The organism is Rhodopirellula sp. UH5, from assembly GCF_056839225.1.
Genome location: NZ_CM166390.1, coordinates 719,454 through 737,503 on the forward strand (window position 1 = coordinate 719,454; position 18,050 = coordinate 737,503).

At 56.2% G+C, this 18,050-nt stretch carries 11 protein-coding genes; 1 reads left to right on the forward strand and 10 read right to left on the reverse strand.

What is annotated here, in order from left to right:
* Positions 1 to 319 precede the first annotated feature (319 nt).
* A complete protein-coding gene (locus tag UH5x_RS02550; protein ID WP_047816074.1) occupies positions 320 to 1,393 on the forward strand; it encodes a transaldolase family protein in 1,074 nt (357 codons plus the stop codon).
* Positions 1,394 to 1,587: 194 nt separating this feature from the next.
* Here the strand turns inward: UH5x_RS02550 and UH5x_RS02555 are convergent, their stop codons facing one another.
* From UH5x_RS02555 to UH5x_RS02600, 10 genes are all read right to left on the reverse strand, one after another.
* A complete protein-coding gene (locus UH5x_RS02555; protein WP_047816073.1) occupies positions 1,588 to 3,360 on the reverse strand; it encodes a S41 family peptidase in 1,773 nt (590 codons plus the stop codon).
* Positions 3,361 to 4,587: 1,227 nt separating this feature from the next.
* On the reverse strand, positions 4,588 to 6,828 hold the full coding sequence (locus tag UH5x_RS02560; protein ID WP_482634602.1) for a protein kinase domain-containing protein: 2,241 nt from the start codon (positions 6,826 to 6,828) through the stop codon (positions 4,588 to 4,590).
* 732 nt (positions 6,829 to 7,560) lie between these two features.
* On the reverse strand, positions 7,561 to 8,052 hold the full coding sequence (locus UH5x_RS02565) for a hypothetical protein (protein WP_482634603.1): 492 nt from the start codon (positions 8,050 to 8,052) through the stop codon (positions 7,561 to 7,563).
* Positions 8,053 to 8,151: 99 nt separating this feature from the next.
* On the reverse strand, positions 8,152 to 8,994 hold the full coding sequence (locus UH5x_RS02570; protein WP_482634604.1) for a S1 family peptidase: 843 nt from the start codon (positions 8,992 to 8,994) through the stop codon (positions 8,152 to 8,154).
* A gap of 1,626 nt (positions 8,995 to 10,620) precedes the next feature.
* Entirely contained in the window at positions 10,621 to 11,205 is a 585-nt protein-coding gene (locus tag UH5x_RS02575) for a hypothetical protein (protein ID WP_482634605.1), read from the reverse strand.
* Between the two features lie 549 nt (positions 11,206 to 11,754).
* Positions 11,755 to 12,348, reverse strand: a complete 594-nt coding sequence (locus UH5x_RS02580; protein WP_482634606.1) for a hypothetical protein — start codon at positions 12,346 to 12,348, stop codon at positions 11,755 to 11,757.
* Positions 12,349 to 13,074: 726 nt separating this feature from the next.
* Positions 13,075 to 13,293 (reverse strand): hypothetical protein, encoded by a 219-nt coding sequence (locus UH5x_RS02585; RefSeq protein WP_482634607.1) that lies wholly within the window; start codon positions 13,291 to 13,293, stop codon positions 13,075 to 13,077.
* Positions 13,294 to 15,979: 2,686 nt separating this feature from the next.
* Entirely contained in the window at positions 15,980 to 16,252 is a 273-nt protein-coding gene (locus tag UH5x_RS02590) for a DUF350 domain-containing protein (RefSeq protein WP_047816027.1), read from the reverse strand.
* A gap of 107 nt (positions 16,253 to 16,359) precedes the next feature.
* On the reverse strand, positions 16,360 to 16,527 hold the full coding sequence (locus tag UH5x_RS02595) for a hypothetical protein (RefSeq protein ID WP_053061238.1): 168 nt from the start codon (positions 16,525 to 16,527) through the stop codon (positions 16,360 to 16,362).
* Positions 16,527 to 18,044, reverse strand: a complete 1,518-nt coding sequence (locus UH5x_RS02600; RefSeq protein WP_482634608.1) for a DUF4178 domain-containing protein — start codon at positions 18,042 to 18,044, stop codon at positions 16,527 to 16,529. Before UH5x_RS02600 ends, UH5x_RS02595 begins: the two co-directional genes overlap by 1 nt.
* Positions 18,045 to 18,050: the final 6 nt, after the last annotated feature.

Below are 18,050 nucleotides of genomic sequence, written 5' to 3' on the forward strand. Positions count from 1 at the left end.
TGGCGGTCTCCTGCAGATCCACTCGAAATGCGTCAGCGACGCTTTGCCCCACCCCCACAAAACGGGCCGGATGCATTCTAATTGTTGAAACAGCCTAATCGGCGGAACACAGCGAACCAGACCGTCGGAATTGCGTTTTCATTCTCTCCCCACCCGCGAAGTTGTCGTCGAATGGGGAGCTGCGGGGAACGCAACCTGGCGGAGCTTGCCAGCGACACCAGCGATTCGATCGCGTTTGGCTCCTGTTTCGCTTGTGAAAGCCGTTTGTTTGCGTCTTCGCGATTCACACTTGTCTAACCGAAACCCACGAAGTGAACTGATGTCTGCATCCCTCCAGTCCCTGATTGATTCCGGAACCAAGCTGTATTTGGATTCGGTCGAGCCCTCCGAAATTGACCAGAACCTCAAGTGGGGGGCGGTTGGTGCGACCAGCAACCCTGCCATCATCTCTGGCATCGTGAAGGCCGGCGGATTCGATGATCGAATCGACGCGCTGCTCAGTGAAGGTCTCGACGACGAAGCCATCGCCTGGGCGCTGACCGACGAGTTGGTCACCGACGCAGAAAAGAAATTCGCAGCGATCCATCAATCGACCGCTGGAAATGCCGGCTGGGTCAGCTTCGAGCTCGATCCGATCTTGGAAGATCCCGACCAAAATCTCTCGCCTTCCGACATCGCCACCCGCTACATCGAGCTGGGCAAGCAATGGGCGGCGGGCCACACCAACCGCATGATCAAGGTTCCCGCCACCGAAGCAGGGCTGTTGGCTCTGGAAGAATTGGCTGCTGCCGGGATCACCCTGAACGTGACGTTGATGTTCACTGGCGATCAGTACCACGCCGCACGCGAAGCGGTTTGGAAAGGTGCTCAACGGGCGGCTGAATCCGGCACCCGTTCACTCGACCAATTCAAATCGGTCTACAGCATCTTCATCTCGCGAATTGATGTGTACACCCAAAAGGAATTGCCGAACCTGTCGCCAGAAGCGCAAGGCAATGTTGGCATCCTGAACGCAAAACGCATTTGGAAAGAAAACCAACTGTTCTGGGCGGACAAAAACCTGAAGCTGGAACAAGAGCTGATCTTCGCCAGCACGGGAACCAAGAGCAAAGACGATCCTCCATGGAAGTACGTCGCAGCTTTGGCGGGCAGTGACATCCAAACCAACCCGCCATCGACCAATGAAGCAGTCGACGCCAGCGGCAAATTGTTCACTCGAGAAGTCGATGACATGCCACCGCAAGCGGTCCAAGACGAAATCGACGCTGCTCTGGACATCAAGGCGATGCACAAGTTCTTGATGGACGAAGGCGTCGACAAATTTGTCAAGCCACAACGCGAACTGCTAGCGATCATCTCTGCCAAACGCGACGAGTTGACCAAGCAAGCCTAGCGTCTGGCCGTGTTCGCATCCCATGCCAGCAAGTCGCTGCGCGACGGCATTTGACCAGCCTTGGGTTTCAACCCAAGGTTGATCCGCGACCAAGCACGCGTCCAAGTCGCGGAGCGACGACAGTTGGCAGCGAGCGTGAACCCACCTGTCGCCGCTGCGCGGCTGGGACGGGGACGTCTTGACTGCCTTTCCGATCAGTTGGCTGATTGTGCCAAGTGTTCGATCGCGTGTTGAAGCACGTCGTCTTCGAGTTCCGTGACCAAGCGGCCATTCTCATCGGGACGAGCGGCGATGTAGGTCGGTGGCACCGACAAGTGTGGTTCGACACCGTTCTCGCTGATCGCTCGACCGCTGGGCGAGTAAAACTTGGCGGTCGTCAGGCACAATCCAAACTGAGCCGCTTGCATCCGAAAGATTCCTTGCACGCTGCCTTTGCCATAGCTTTTTTCGCCGACGATCGTGCCGCGATTGGAATCGCGGATCGCTCCTGAAAAGATTTCGCTGGCACTGGCACTGTTCCGGTCAATCAATACCGCCAACGGCACATTCCAAGTGTTGGCACGGTGAGCCGAGTAGTCGAAGTTTTCGCGAGCGTTGCGTCCGCGGGTCGTCAAGATTCGACCTGACTCGATGAATCGGTCCGCAACCTCCACCGAAGCGGGCAGCAATCCCCCTGGGTTGTCTCGCAGGTCAATGATCAGCGAACGCATCCCTTGCCGACTGAGTGTCCACAGGGCTTGTTCCACTTCTGCGGGGGTCGACTTCTGAAAGTTGGTCAGGCGGAAGTAGCCTGTTTTCGCCTCGGCGTCGACCATGTGCACGTTTTCGACACAGGGCACATCGACTCGGCGACGAGCCACATGAATGGAACGTGGTGATTGGTCGACAGAAACGATCTGCAACGCAACCGTGGATCCCTCGGGACCACGCAGCAAATCCGCCACGTAGTCTGGATCGCGATCAGCCGCGGAAGTCGCGTCGACGCCCATGATTCGATCGCCCGCCACAATGCCCGCTTCATCCGCGGGACCACCTGGGATCACTGACAGGATCTTCAAACAATCTTCGCCAGGCTTCAGTTCCACGCCCAAGCCCACAAAGTTGCCATCGATGGTGCTGAACATGTCGTCCAGTTGTCCGGGTGACAGCAATCGTGTGTAGGTGTCCAGCGTCGACACGGCACCGGAAACGAATTCCAACACCGTCGCGGTGCCACTCAATCCGAGTTCTTGTTGCGCCATGGAGGCGACCTGCGAAACGGTGGCCCGCAAGTCAAAGCGACTTTGTGTTGATCGCTGACTGATTCGATGATGGATCTCCATCCGGAACTTTTCAATCTGCTCCGGCGATGTGTTGGGCAACATCGTTTGGACGAAGGTTTCGTCGTCGAGTGCCGTTTCCAAGGCGGCGGTCCCGTGCAGCAACACTCGGGACCACTCGATCGTGTCCACGTAGTGCGTTTGCAGGTTGGCCAAGATCTCGCTGTACAGATCCAGCGACTGAGAGGTCGTCATGTCCCTCAGCGACCGTTGATAGGTTTGATCTTGGTAGCGACGATTGACGTCAAACCGCAAGCGGCTGATCAGCAACCGCTGATACAAGATGCGGTCTTGTGGGAAGCGGCGAGTGGCGGCTTCGTAGTGGTCGATCGCATCGCTCCACTGGCCCGCATCTTCCAGTTCAATCCCATCGGCCAACGCACGGGCACGTTCCTGTTCTTCGAGCTTGCGTTCCGCGTCATTGGTTGGAGCGGAAACAGCCGGGCCGCGTGAAGGCACATAGCCTTGGGCGAAGGCCGGCATCGAGGAACCACCGACGGCGAAGGCACCGAAGACCAACGCGAACGTCCGCAAGCGTCCAGCAACTCGCCGCTGGCGAGCATGCTTGGCAATCGCTTTGCCGTCGTTCAGTTGGAGCGTTTGCTGGTTGAAAGCAAAGCATCGGTTGATCGTCGTTAACAGGTCCATGCGCCGATTCCATCGCGAGTGTCGTTGGAGGGGGAATGCTGGACCGGGGTGAGTCCAAGCCCCGCGGAAGACACTCCGAACCGTGGGGCTGAGCAAACTTAGGTCACAAAACGTGCCCGGTCAAAAAACCATGCCGATGAAATATCACCCTGTTTGCTCCAAACCGTACGACCCGTTGAACAAGCCGTCGGTTGTCGCGGCGACAAAAGGTTTGCCGGTCAAGGCAACTTTGTCGCTGAGGTGAATCGTGCCGATCAGGCACGACTTTCATCGCTCAGTGCGCCTCCAGTGCGCAGAAAAAGACAACTTCACTCAATGTGATCACAGGTGGGTGATCTCATGGATTCACAAGCACGCTCGTGAAAAGCAAACGTGTGAAACGTGCGCGACGTTTCCGTCGCTCGCTGTCTCTTGGCGTCGCGGTAAGAATACGCAGTGTCCCACACGCAGGCAAGCAAAGGGCTCCGCCGTTGGCTCAGCCACGAAGTGGCGACAGGTTGTGGCCATTGGGCGTCAGCCCATGGTCCCCAACGGATGCGATCGGTCAATCCCAAGGGGACGACAGGGCACCCGGCTCAGCCACAAAGTGGCGACAAGTTGTGGCCATCGGGCGTCAGCCCATGGTCCCCAACGGATGCGATCGGTCAGTCCCAAGGGGACGACAGGGCACCCGGTTCAGCCACGAAGTGGCGACAAGTTGTCGCCATTGGGCGTCAGCCCATGGTCCCCAACGGATGCGATCGGTCAGTCCCAAGGGGACGACAAGGCACCCGGTTCAGCCACGAAGTGGCGACAGGTTGTGGCCATTGGGCGTCAGCCCATGGTTCCCAACGGATGCGATCGGTCAGTCCCAAGGGGACGACAAGGCACCCGGTTCAGCCACGAAGTGGCGACAGGTTGTAGCCATTGGGCGTCAGCCCATGGTCCCCAACGGATGCGATCGGTCAGTCCCAAGGGGACGACAGGGCACCCGGTTCAGCCACGAAGTGGCGACAGGTTGTAGCCATTGGGCGTCAGCCCATGGTCCCCAACGGATGCGATCAGTCAGTCCCAAGGGGACGACAGGGCACCCGGCTCAGCCACGAAGTGGCGACAGGTTGTCGCCATTGGGCGTCAGCCCATGGTTCCCAACGGATGCGATCAGGTTCAGGCATGAAGGTGGATCTGCTCGGGCATTGGAGGATGATTCGGGGGCCGTGCAACGTTGCGCCCGTGCGATCCTGGTTGCTAAACGGCGTCGTTCGGCGGCTCTTGGAACGATTGGTCCATCGTGGCATCCATCGCGGACGACTCCGTGGGGGATGATTCAGGTGTCGGAGAGGCGGTGACATTGCTCTCTGATCCGCGCTCGTGCCGCCCCCACCATCGATCGGCCTCCTCGATCGTCCATTGGCTCGCTGCAGCACATTTCGAGATCAGGATTCCGAGATCACGCGCGGTTTGCGGACGCTTCGCACGTGACTTTTCCAAGCATCCCATGATTGCGTCTTCGAGTTGGCTGGATACTTTGACGTTGCTGCGTTTGGTCGGCGGGACCGGGGATTCTTCAATGTGCTTTTGACACAGGTCGACCAAATTGGCCGCTTCGAAAACAGGTTTGCCCGTCAGCAGGAAGTAGCCGACGGCGCCGACAGCGTAGATGTCGCTGCAAGCGTCAACGGTCATTGGTGCCTGGATGGATTCAGGCGACATGTACAACGGCGTTCCTGACATCGAACTTCCGTCGGTCACAGGCGATCCTTCGGTGCGGTCGACCGCCTTGACCAAACCAAAGTCCAAGACCTTCACCACATCGGGTTCACAACCCCGCCGATTCAACATCACATTGGCGGGTTTGATGTCGCGATGCACCAAGCCCTGCGAATGTGCTTCGAACAGGGACCCACAGATTTGCAACAGAATGTGAATCACTCGGGCCTCGGACTGAGTTCCGTACTTGTCCACGAGGTCCTGAAGATCAATGCCGTCGAGGTATTCCATGGCATAGTAGAACACTCCCTCGGGCGTGCGGCCGTAGTCGTAGATCGCGATCGTATTGGCGTGGTTCAATTGGCAGGTGATCTGCACCTCCCGTTCAAAACGAGCGATCGAAGTGTCATTCACTTTGTCGGCATGCAACAGCTTGATCGCAGTGGGACGCCGCAGCATCGAATGGTGGCCTTTGTACACAATCCCCATCGCGCCCTCGCCCAACTTGTGATCCAGTGTGTATTGGCCGAGTTGCTGGGCTTCGATCACCGCTTCGCGCGATTGACGCTGCAGCCGAGCGACGATCAGGGTGAACACAAAAATCACGATCGCGCACAACAGCAACAGAACGAAGATCGTCAAGAACGTGCGCTGCAAAATCACAATCGGGCGAAACGCTTGATCAGCATCGACTTCAATCGCAACGCCAACTTTGTACTTTGGCAACCACCGCCAAGCGCCGATCACGTTCACCCCGCGGTAGTCCCGATAGCCGTCCACGTTCAGCCCCGAATTGCCCGCGATCGCATCGGCTGCCATGGTTGTCAGTGGCAACTGAGACCGGCGGCGGTTGGGGCGAAAACCTTCCGTCATATCAGCGCCGGGGTCTCGCAAAGACATCTGCAGGATGGAACGCGAATGAGGTTGGTCCGGCAACAGCCCCAGCAGGATGAGCTCTTCGTCGAAGCGACTGTTGCTGATCATGATGCCGTCTTCGTTGAAGGCATACGTTTCGCCCGATGCACCTGTCCGACCAAGCTGAAGGATCGGAATGAACTCACGCTCAGGCCGAATCTGGAGCGCAAGCACTCCCACGACTTGAAAGGAAGGGTCGCGAACGGGAGCGCAGACATACATGGTCGGGACGCCCATTCGAGATTGCCCATCGGTGTCCTTCATCATCACCACGCTGGGGAACGGTGGGGAGACGAAAGCTTCCCCCGCCAGTGCCTGGTCAAGGAAGGATTCGTACTCGGAAATCCCTTGCTCTCCCACCAAAGCGGCGTGGGTTGCCGAGACGATTCGTTTGGATTTGTCCACCAAGAGATAGCTGTCGAAGTCGTGTGCCGACATCGCGGGGCCCAACTCGGCCGCCAGTTCTTTGTGTGGGTCGCCGGGCGATGCGGGGGGCGAAGCAGGCGGATCCGGCTGAAACAATTGGTACACCGTTCGTCGCACGGTGGCGTCGTTGGCCAACGCCTCGGCTGCGGACTCTTGAACGCTGAACCACTTGGTCAGCATTTCGGCTTCCAGATCGACCAGCGTTTGCATCCCTGAGCTGACGTTGCCTTTGATCGTCGTTTCAATCGCACCGCCCATGAAATAGCCGATCGTCGACAACACCACGACAGCCACGATCGGCCAGATCCAAAGCTGCTTTTGGAGGTACAGGCCGGTTCGGGTGACCGTCGTGGAAATGCTCCGTGAGGCCCACGTCATGTGGGCATCGGGATGCACCCGGGAATTTCGGGACCGGTTCAACCGTTTCAGTGGATTCATGCTGGAAAGCTAGGGAGGGAACTTCGCAATTCGCGAACCGTAGCCTAGTTGAAATCGCAACGAATCGTAGAATTCTGGTTTCACCCAGGAAATCCCTCGTTCGCCCGCTGGTGAGGAGCAGGGAATCCGTCACGTGGCCCCACTCAAAGGACGACGGTCGAGCAGTGGTTTGATGCCCGGCGTGATTTCATTTCGACGAGCTTGGAAGCCCATCGTACGGAATTTGAACCGGGGGATCGTTCGGCGACGAGCAAGCAAGCAACTGTCGTCGCTCCGCGACTTTGAGTCTTGGGTATCGCCGGTGGATGACCTTGGGTTGAAACCCAAGGCTGTCGGCTGCCGTCGCTCCGCGACTGGTTGTGTGCAGGCGATCGAACAACCGCGGAGCGGTGAAAGTTGTCAGCCTCGGGTTTCAACCCGAGGTCTCGGGCGTGCCCCTCTTGATCGACAAGCCGCGGAGCGGCGACAGGAGGCGAGCGATGAGCTGGGGAGGATTGCAAATCTCAAGGTGAGGGCGGGCTCGGAGAGGGTGGGTGCACGAACCGTGGGCAATCATCGCACCGTACGCCCATTGCTTCCGGCTTCGATCTGTCTTCATCCCGGGAGGGATTTCAGACGGTAGCCGGTGGTCGCTGCAACGCAGCGCACCACCGGAAAACGAGCGCACCCCCAAACACTCCGCCTCCCGCCGTGGCCGATGGCCACGGCGGGAGGCGGAACGGGATCGATCGTCTACATCACGTTTCGGGAAAGATACATTGTACCGTCCTTGAAATAAGCACGCGTTTGTCCGCCGTTCGAAGCGGACTCGGTTGCGAAGGCAGCATCAGGATCGGCAAAACCGAGTCGGTCTTCGTCAAATCGTTGAAGCTGAGAATCGTATTCGGACATAGGAACAGGGAATTGAGCGATCCAAACATCGAATTCGGTGCGTGACATCGAATACGACGCGAACAAATGCCCAAAGCTTGGTTCGTAGGTTAAACATCCGGTCGTCGGGACATAGTCGTTGTGAGATCGATGCAGTTCGACAAATCGGTCGTGGTGGAAAAGCTTGGTTCCCGTCAACGTGAACGCGATCCATAGGACAAATCCAAGTAGTAGCAGTTTGCCGAAATGCAACCGGCGGAAGGTGCGTAAGAGCACCGTCAGAACGATCGCAGCCAGCAACGCAATCTTTGCGATGTAAAAAAACACTGCAAGTGAAGCTTCGCCCAGGCCCATTTCAGTTCAAGCACTTCAGTCGGGTATCAGCGGACATCACCCGGTCGCGACGGTTGACACTCCACTTGAAAACGGCCGCAAGCCCGATTCCTGTCAATGTCATGGTGATTCGCCGGTTGTCAAAGTTGAAGCCCGGCTCGAAATATCTGGAACAACCAATCCGATATCTTGTCCGCCGGCCTCCAGGTAATTGTCACCATCCATAGAAGCGTGGAACCAGACTGTCATCAATCCAACGACGTATCCTTTGGAGTCGACAATTGGCGCACCACTGAATCCACGTATGTTTGCTGATGGTGTAATGTCGAATCGAAATCGCGTACCACTTCGTTCGGTAACTGTTCCTGAATAAATATTCTGGCCACCTGATTCATTATAGGGGATGCCAAAAAGGTAGACCTTCTCGCCAACTTGAATTGGCGATTTCCGAATCGGAAGTGGCTCGAACTGACTCGGTGGGTTTTCCGCAAGGTCGAGGACAACAAAGTCAATTTCGTTCCATGCCTCGTCCGAATGACTCATGTCAGACAACGTTATGCCACGTAATCTGACAAACTCATCGGGGTTGTCACGAGGAAACAAAATCCATCCTTTCAATACGTCATTGACACGATCAACCGCTATCGCTGGTTCAACACCGCCCTGCTCACTGAGCAAATGTCTCGCGGTAATCGCCACAACAGCTCCCTTGCTGTTCTTGACCAAAAACGAACTCGCGCCTTCGAGTGACGTGTGCCCATCAAATTCCGCGTAATTTGTCAGTAGAACCTGTGGCCATTCTGAATGCGGACTATTTATCCACGATACCGGCTCCCGATTGTCAATCACCAAGTCCGAGTTCTTAGCCTGGTCGCAACCGGCAAGCGTGATCGCAACCACGACGGCAACTAGTCTCGTTTTAAGTTTCATTGTTTGACATGCCTCGTATGCAATGCGAATCACGTGACCGTTGATGGCGCGGCGACGAGAGATTCTCAATTGTTAGAAAACGCTACTTTGCCGCTCCCATGCATCGGAATAGATCTCCCTTTTTCACGGCGGACCCAATCGCGATCGAATCGATTCAGCGGCCACGATGAATCGTTTCGCATCACCGCCATTGTAGTGGGAATCGTCAAGCGAATAGGTCAAAGTACCGTCATCGCGCACCATCACCCCGACATTTGCGAGATTTCCCGCCGCAAAAGGCATCCTTTCGCATTGGGGCAACCCGGGAAGCCCCGGGGCTTCATGTGTCGATTTGACCGGTCCCAATTCACGGAACAGTTGCCGAAACAGCTCGTAGTCGTCTGGCGGAACGTTGATTTCAGTTCCGTCAGGAAGGGGCACCGAAGCGGATTGGGTTCGGGTGTTCGAGACGGTGCGAGTGGTTTCGGACGTCATCGGGCGCGGCGTGGAACTGATTCTCACCGCTTCCCAAAGACAAAAGGCTGGTACAAGCCGATCAAGAACCGACGAGGTAAGCAGGTCGGCAGGAATGGTCGGGCATAACCATGTGAGCGTTTTGGGCGTTAGCCCCGGTTGTACGTGGGAGCAACGACGCTACCCAAAATATTCAAAATGCTGAAAGACTCCTGCCGAACTGCTTAACGCATGAACCATGGAAGTGAAACGACCGAGCGAATCCGAACGTCTTCAGGAGGGCGAAAGGGGGAAGGTTCGTCGCGACGACAATTTCACGCCTCCAAACCACTGGGCAGTGAATCTCAATCGGTGCCATTCACGTCCGATTCAGTCCAACCAAAATCCGAGCACGTGGCCAACCACCGAAGAGTTGCTCTTGGAACGAACCAGAGCCTTCTACCGGAGGGCAGGAATCAGAAGCAAAGTTCAAGGGAGAACAGGCTGGCCGTTCGGCGTTCATCCCCGGGCTTCTTGAACAGAGGACTTGAGCTTCGGCTAGGCGCTCGCGTTTTGAACCGCGACGAACGAAGAAAGCTGAAAGAGAAAGTGACTCAACCGTCGCATCCACGCGAAGTCAAATCCTTATTGGTTATTCCGCCGTGTCACCGGCGTTGCCGAGGGCGTGAGTATACAAACGCAAGCCAGGCAATGGCCACCAGTGCAAGACAAATTGGAATCGTCGGGACTGATGCGTCAAGCTTCGTCACCATCCCGGATCGCACAGCAAGAACGGACAATCGGCATTGGAGCGAAATCAGAAGCAGGTCAAGAACCAAGAACGAAATGGGACGCCGCATCAATAACGCGATAAATAAACAGACGGTTACAGCGATTGAGCCAGACACGTTTACGAGAGCCTGTTTCTTAAACTCGGGAAGCTCGATCAGATCGAGTTGCCACTCTTTGAAGAAGTACAAACCTCCGATCCAGTAGCCTACAAAAGACAGTCCTACAATGACTGGGATAAAGCGTCGAATGCCCTGTGGCGTCGGAAGCACGTCGACATAGTGTTCCGGTTGGTCGTGCTCGGGCGGTCGATATGGATTCTCCGATTCGCTAGGCATGATTCAGTCGAACAACGGTAGGAATCACGCGGGACGGGCGAAGGATTGATCACTCATTTAACGGCACAACCGGGCCTCGCGTGCATTGAATGGTTCGTCGCTAACGAGGAATGCGATCAGGGAATAGGTACCCGAATGTCAACATAGCTACGGCCGCTTCGGGATTCATTCCGGTCTGTTCCGTCTCATAGTCCCAGCCAATTCTACCAGCCAAGAAGATATCCATGCCTTTCGCAGCAGCAGCGACGCTAGCTGACGTCAAAAGAAAGTGAAAATGCCGACGGTCTTTGGAAAAGCTCTTCCCAGGAGTGTCAGCAATCCACGTTGGAGCCCAAACTGCGTACGCAAATACCAAGTGGTCATTCTCTTCCATTTCGAGCTTGGAGCATTGACCAAGGCTCTTTTCTGCGGTGGGAAATGGTGACCATCGCTTGGCCACGGATACGGGCGCAACAGGCATCAATGGATCAGGGCTGTATGGATGAATGACAGAAAAGCCCACGGGGTCACACATCTGCTCTTCGATATCGCACTGGGAGGACATCGCCGAGGCAAGTTCTTGTATCGCGGGTAGCTTAGAGTCGCGTCTCAGAAGACAGAGCCAATATGCGAAGGTATCGCCCACCGTCCATTTGGTGACAAACCGCTCAAACTTCAATTGCTTTGCATCGCTGTTAGGTTGCATTAGGCTGTCGACGAACGTTGGCGATGTGCGGGCGGCGGCGATTGACTTGCAAGCTTACGAAAGCGGCGACCACCGTCGCTCCGTCACCATCGCATGGTTATCCGCTCGGTAGCTAGCGGCGTCCCTCACTTTGTAGCCAAGTATACCACTAACCAACAGCCATGGATATAATCATCGGCCTACTTCCGAATGAAGGGACGATACATGGCAGACGCACCAATGAAGCAAAGAATGCCAGTCAGTAAAGAACCAAATGCCAGCCGTTCCGCCACAGAGTGGAGGCGAGAGGCCTCTAGTGTCGAACTAGCCGTCAGGAAAACGACGATGCAAATCACGCCCAGACCTAATAAGGCGCGAACTATGCGACGCCGCACTCTGAAATCGTTTTTCTGATGGACAGTACTATCCTTGTGCAAACGCAAATGCCTACCGAAAGTCGGGTGAGATTCAGTCGGACGAACGTCGCCGATCACGGGGCGGCGACGAGGAATGTTCAATTGTCACAAAACGCGACTTCGCCGCTCCCGTGCATCGGAATGGTTCGCCGCATTACCAGTATCGGGCGCTGATATACGTGTCACCACTGGATGGTACATGCCAGAGGGTGTAGCCGCCACCTCGGTCAGAACGCCTGACGTACAATTCCAGCATTGATGGGTCGTAGGTCCAGCCGGTATCTGGAAAACGGTCGCTGAAAACTTGCTGGCTCAATTCGATCATGTGCTGCTGCCATAGAGGACCGCCTAATTTTGGCAGCCATTCATCATCGTCATGGTGTTGATTCAAGTCTGGACGCAATGAACGACGCTCGTCGACCCAAGATCGTAACGACGGAGTGTCGATGGTGAACTTCGACCAGTGACCCGCGCCATTTCGATAAAGAGTAATGTCCGTAGCATCTGTTGGAATCTCAATGTACCCATCCCTGGGAACCTGAGACGCGTTTGCGTAATCGAATCGACCGTAACGTTGCAAGTCGACAACTGCCATCACTCCGACGCAGGATGGGATGAAGAGGAGCATACCGGCAAGAGTCAGCCAAGCAATTCGCTTTGGGGACCGAAGTGACATCGCACCCAAGCACCAAAGAATCGCGAAGGTAGCTACGGTAATTTGGAAGGGCAGGACGAGCGGTGCAAACATTCAATCAGTCGGGGAACGGCACGCGTCACCGGGAACGCGCGGAAATGTTTATAACGGCCAAATCGGCTGGCTCGCGTTCTCCGGTGCACGCGATGGTTACCCGCCGTCTTTTGTTACAGATCCCCGGTGCTCCGCAACCGAGGTCCAGTCAACCACTCGGTCCAAGTATGGCCAGTATATCTTATGCGCGCGAAGGGTTTTGAAAGAGGACGCGAACACCCCGGCCAAGTACCCTACGATGACCCAGCCAATGTAGTCGGGTGTGCCAGTTCGGTAAAAGCATAACGCGGCAAGAATACCCAGCACGATCTTCATCAGTAGCCAGTGTTTACCGTAGTAGCTCCAAAAGCTGGGTCCGCCTTCGCGACGGTATTGGATGAGTCGTGCGTAGTACTTCCCACCGATGGTGCCATCGTGAAGCGGCTCTGCACTTGGAGCGTAGGGATTCGTTTCGTAGTTCACAGATCAAATTTCGACATAGAGTCGGTCAGTTCAGTCGGGTAACGTTACGCGTAACCGGGAACGCGCGGGAAAGTTTCAAACGGCCAAATCGCTCAGCTCGCGTTCTCCGGTTCACGCGAGGGTTACCCGCCGTTTAGGGAGAACGCGAAAGAACAAGTGATCGTTCGTGAAGCTGTTGAACCACTGGTCAGTGTAGCGTGGTGAATGTGGCACAAGCAAGTTCGAGCATTGAATCAAACCCGGATCAAGTCTGTTCACACGTCGTCAGGAGCGTTTTACGCCAAGAAGCCAGTCAACGATTTCAGCGAAAAAGATAAATGGTGAGAGCACAACGAACACTACAAGCGTCAAGCCAAGGTGATCCCATGAACTCCAGACGATGTAGATCAGTACTGCCGCCCAAGTCGTCAGCTTGAACAGGCTGCGTATCGAAAACTGCCCTTTCGGGCGAGTGGCCATTCCGTTGGATTGATCGTCAGTCATTCAAGCCAGTATCGAAGAAATTTCAGTCGGGTAACGTTACGCGTAACCGGGAACGCGCGGAAAAGTCTCTAACGGCCAAATCGCTCAGCTCGCGTTCTCCGGTTCACGCGATGGTTACCCGCCGTCATCGGATGGCGTTTTGGTGTCCGGGGAGAGTGGCGCCCCCGAGACACCATGACCGCAATACGCTGAAATGCGAACCGACACAGAACCCATGCCAACGGAAGGCGTGTCTAGTAGGGCCTCAATCTCGGCAAGGTTCATCACCCTCTTATTCATCTCTGTGTGCGAAATGCGTTTCGGCTTGAAATCCGCCCAGTTACACGGAATTACGACGAACCGAAAACCGTCTTTCGGCGAGAAGGTAAGCGCGGCGAACGTATTGGGACACGCAAAGTATTGCTTTTTGTCCGCAGGGGCGAGCCGGGACTGTTGGAGCAATGACTGCAACGCTTCCTTCGGAATGTTCCATTCTGTTGTGACCCAACCGTTCGGTTGTCCAAAGAACGAGTGATCGCACACAACTGTATCATCGGAATGTGCAATCGACGAATGCATCGCTGCAAGCAGTGTTGCGATAGCGGCTAGACGAGGGAGAAGTAGCATGTTTTCGGAAGGCAGGGAATTCAGTCGGGTAACTTGTTTCTCACCTGTTGGACAGGTGGGAATAAGTGGTGAGGTCGATTCTACACGGTTTGCCGGTGGGAATTAGTCGTCTTCCGGGCACTTGTTCTCATCAGTTGGCGCGGACTTTTTCCACGTGGGTGACTTGTTCTCACCGTGATGCCGCACCGGACGGTGCGGCATGTTCTCCACCGGTGCGTTAGATTTTTTTGACAACTTTTACGCTGCGAAGGATCGCCTTCTCTTTCTCGCGAAAGTGTCCAGTGGAATTCCCGTCTTATTGTTGGGGATCCGGATCCGGCTTGCAAGCATTTCTGCACCCGGTGAACAAAACCGAACGCTTTGAGCGGTGGTTTCAGCGACTTTCCTGTCTAGTAGTCTGTCACGACTTGCTTTTAGGGTAGTGGACGAGGCGACGAGTCCTGAACTGGCGTCAAAACCAAGGACTCGTCGCCTCGTCCACTACGAACAACCCTGACTTTTCACTTTGACAGACCACTAGCCTGTTCACGCACGTGAGGCAGCTTTGGTGGCTGGTCCTGATTTAGGTTGCGGTTGAGCGATTTGGAAGAGTTCCATGCAGGTCGGCGGGAGTCTTTTGGCATTTGGACTGTGATGGCAAACGCCACTGTTCCCAGGTGCAACCGGGGCTAACGCCCAAACGGCTCACGTGGTTTTGCCCGATCCTTCCTGCCGATTTGCTTATGCCCGATCGGCAGGAGGAGGAGATGCTGTGAGGCCTTGCTTAGAACCACGTGAACAACAAGTGACGTAGCGGAAGGGCGCAAGCCCTCCGGTTCCTCACCGGGCGGCTTGCGCCACACCGCTAACATCGTCACTTGTTGTTCACGCGTCGCTTACGCTGTGGGTTGGGAGGGAGGATTCTCAGGCTGGAAGCCTAAGCCTCTTGGGCTGCAAAACGACGGGGTGAGCGACTTGCTGAGGTGGCAGGTTGGAGGACGCGAATTGGATGGCGCGGTTGACGTGCGGGAGCTGAGTTTGGATGGGGATGTATTCGAAACCGGCGAGTGCCGAACAGAAGCAACGTTGGGCGAAGATCGAATCAGTTGCTGGGACACAGCGATGTGAAGACGACGGAGATTTACACGCACGTGCGAAATCCGCATGAGTCGAAGGTGGTCAGTCCGTTGGATCGGTTGATGCAGGATGGGGACTTGGCTGAGGCCGGGTGAGACGGCTGGTTGCAATGACCACGGTGTCGTTTTCAATGGACCGGGGTGTTTGCGTTCGACCTCCCCTCGCTTGACCCTCCTGCCCGGAGGGTGAATTGGTTTTTTTGCTGGACGCTCGCTTTCCGACCCGTTCGGTTTGGACGCGTCGATTTTGTTGTGGGGTGGCCGTTCTTGGCCGACATCCAAAACTCCGACGCGCAAGAGTGCCCATCACAACGCGACGCTTGAGCGAGGGACGCCACCTAACTTCCACGACGGCCCCATCCGGGGCGACCGTTTGTTTTTCGGCATCGGTCTCTCGGGGCTTCCGCCCCGAGCTAAGCACGACGGCCCCATCCGGGGCGAAACCGAGACGCCAACCATCATTTATTTTTCGAACGTCCCCAAAGAACCAGTGCCAGGTGGGACCTGGCCTACGAGTGGCCGACTTGCTGGCGCGGCGGCGTTGAACAGGGGAGTGGCAAGTCGTTTTGCAATTTGCAATTGTCAATTTCACTTTTTCAATGGACGGGGGTGTTTGCGTTCGACCTCCTCTCGCTTTGCTCGACCCTCCTGCCAAGAGGGTGAATTGGTTCTTCGGCTGGACGCTCGCTTTGCTCGCCGCACTTGCTACGAGGGTGAAGCAGTCCAGGCTAACTCACATGATTATGCCCGATCATTCCTGCCGACCTGCTGAGGAGCTGCCCGTTGGGGTGCAGGGCAGAACAGAAACCAACGCCGCATTTTCCGTATCGCCCCTCCAGTTCAAGCAGCCCAACGCTTGCCCTGTCCCCCGAAACGCGTTTCGGGGGGGACAGGGGACAATGTCTGGATGGCTAGCGTGGCGGTTGGACGCGGAATTGGGATGCGAAGAAGCGTGTCGAGATGGCTCAACCGATGACGGACGCCGCGATGATGATTGATATGCCGAGCACAATGGCGGCGACGACGATCGAGACGGCCAAGTTGTGTTCTTCGCCAATCTCGTGAAGGATCGAGAATGGTGTGAGTTTTTCCATCAACACCAGGCAGCCTAGGAAGACCACGATCCCAACAACGGAAAACACACAAGCGGCGACCAGGTGTTGCAGCAACAGTTCCAGACCGGTGCTGGTGGGAAGCGTTTCCGTCGCCTGTGCCAATCCGCGGAGGTGATCAATCATGGTTTCTGCCTTTTGGATTTGTTTGGTTCGATGAGTGGTCGAGTGTTCGTTGAAGGGGCATCCGATGCGGGACGACTGTTGCGTGCCGAGGGATCAACTGGATGGCATCATTTTCCGCCGCCCCACGACCCGCCGTACGCGCGGCCTCCGCCACCGCTGCTGCCCATGTTGTCGACAATGCCAAAGTTGATGGCTTGCCAACCTTTGAAGGCCGCCACGGAATACCAGGCGCAGACGAGCGTGCCAAGGATCAGATAGAGACGGAGTAATTTCATCAGTCATCACTGCTGGCATAGGGACTGAAGTCACTGTCTTTCCAACGGGAGACTTCGAAGTTGTATTTGAACACCAGGCAACCGATCGGAATCGCGGAGACAAATGACAACGCGTAAAACAGCATCCATCCATCGGCGGCGGGCGTTGCCGATGTCGATGGTCGATGGTTGCCCAGGTAAATGATGAACATGTAAAAACAAAAGGCCACCCAAGCAACCCAGACTCCAAATGAAATCGTCGGTGGAGGTTGAATGACTCCCACGCCCCAGGGACGCGTCAAATCCTCAACCTCGAAAGCGGCTTCGATTTCATCTGGCTTCATGTAGGTGCCCAGTGACACAATCCGCTCGTGAGTTTGGCCCGCGAAACTGTCTTCGATTGAGAGCATGCGCGGCGGGGCGATGAAGTCAGCGGTTTCGACACAATCGCCTTGCTGGACTTTCCAGTAAAACTCTCCAATCACGTGGCGGACGATCGCGGTGGCGCGGTCATAGATCCGGAAGGAATCGCCATCGTGATGGATCCGGTTCGAGTGTGGGTCCATGGCGTGACCGGTGACGGGTTGGACAAACGACCAATGGCGATCGTTTTCCACCAGCCAACGGAAGCCAACCCCAGGTGCATACAGCAGGTATTCGGTCCAGGGGTAGGTGGTGCCTGCGTAGCGGACAAAGCGAGCCATGATTCCAATGACGATGTATTCCGTGCCCTGGATCGTGCCCCGAACGCCGAGCGGCAAGGAGGAGTGCAGTTCACGCTTCTCCAGCATGGTCAGCAGTTTGAGGCGTCCGTCGTCATTGGACAGCAAGGCGCCACAGTGCTGGCAACCGACTCGCAAGGTTTCTCGGGGAGCATGCAGGTCGAGTGAACCTCCGCACTTGGGGCAATTCAGGTGCAGCGAGGCGACCGCGATGGTTCCCGACCCCGGATCGGGCTGCCAATCAGGAGTCGACAGGTTCAGCTTCTCTTGGGTGACGGTGCGGCCGACGTAGGTGTGTTGTTCGCCACGCGAATAATCGAACGTGGCAAACCAGGCCCCTCCATCGGGTTCAGCAGCACCTTGCAGATCGACGTAGCGATGATCATCGCCGGGACGGAATTGCCAGGGGATTTCACCTTGAGCCGAGCGGGCTTTGGCAACGCCGGTCTCCGCGACCGTGAGGTCTTGACCGCCGTAGTGAACCATTTGTCCGAGCGACAACGAATCAAAGTCGGGCAACGGTGATTTGACGCGGACGGGTCGTTCAAACGTCAGGTGCAATTGGCCTTGAGCCTCGGCCAACCAAGCCATCTTGTCACCGGGGAATCGCAGGTACCATTCGTCCCAGACTCCGCCGGCGGCGTGGTCGTACTGAACGCGGCCGATGACTTCGAACGGCTTGCCACGAAACGATCCAGTGGAGCCAAGCTGGACGACCGAGTCGGTTTCGACGAGGTCGCTGACTTTGCCGTAGTCCTCGATGTTTTTGTCGCCGCGTGCGACGGCGGTGTGGCAAAATTCGCAGACGCTGACCATTGAGTT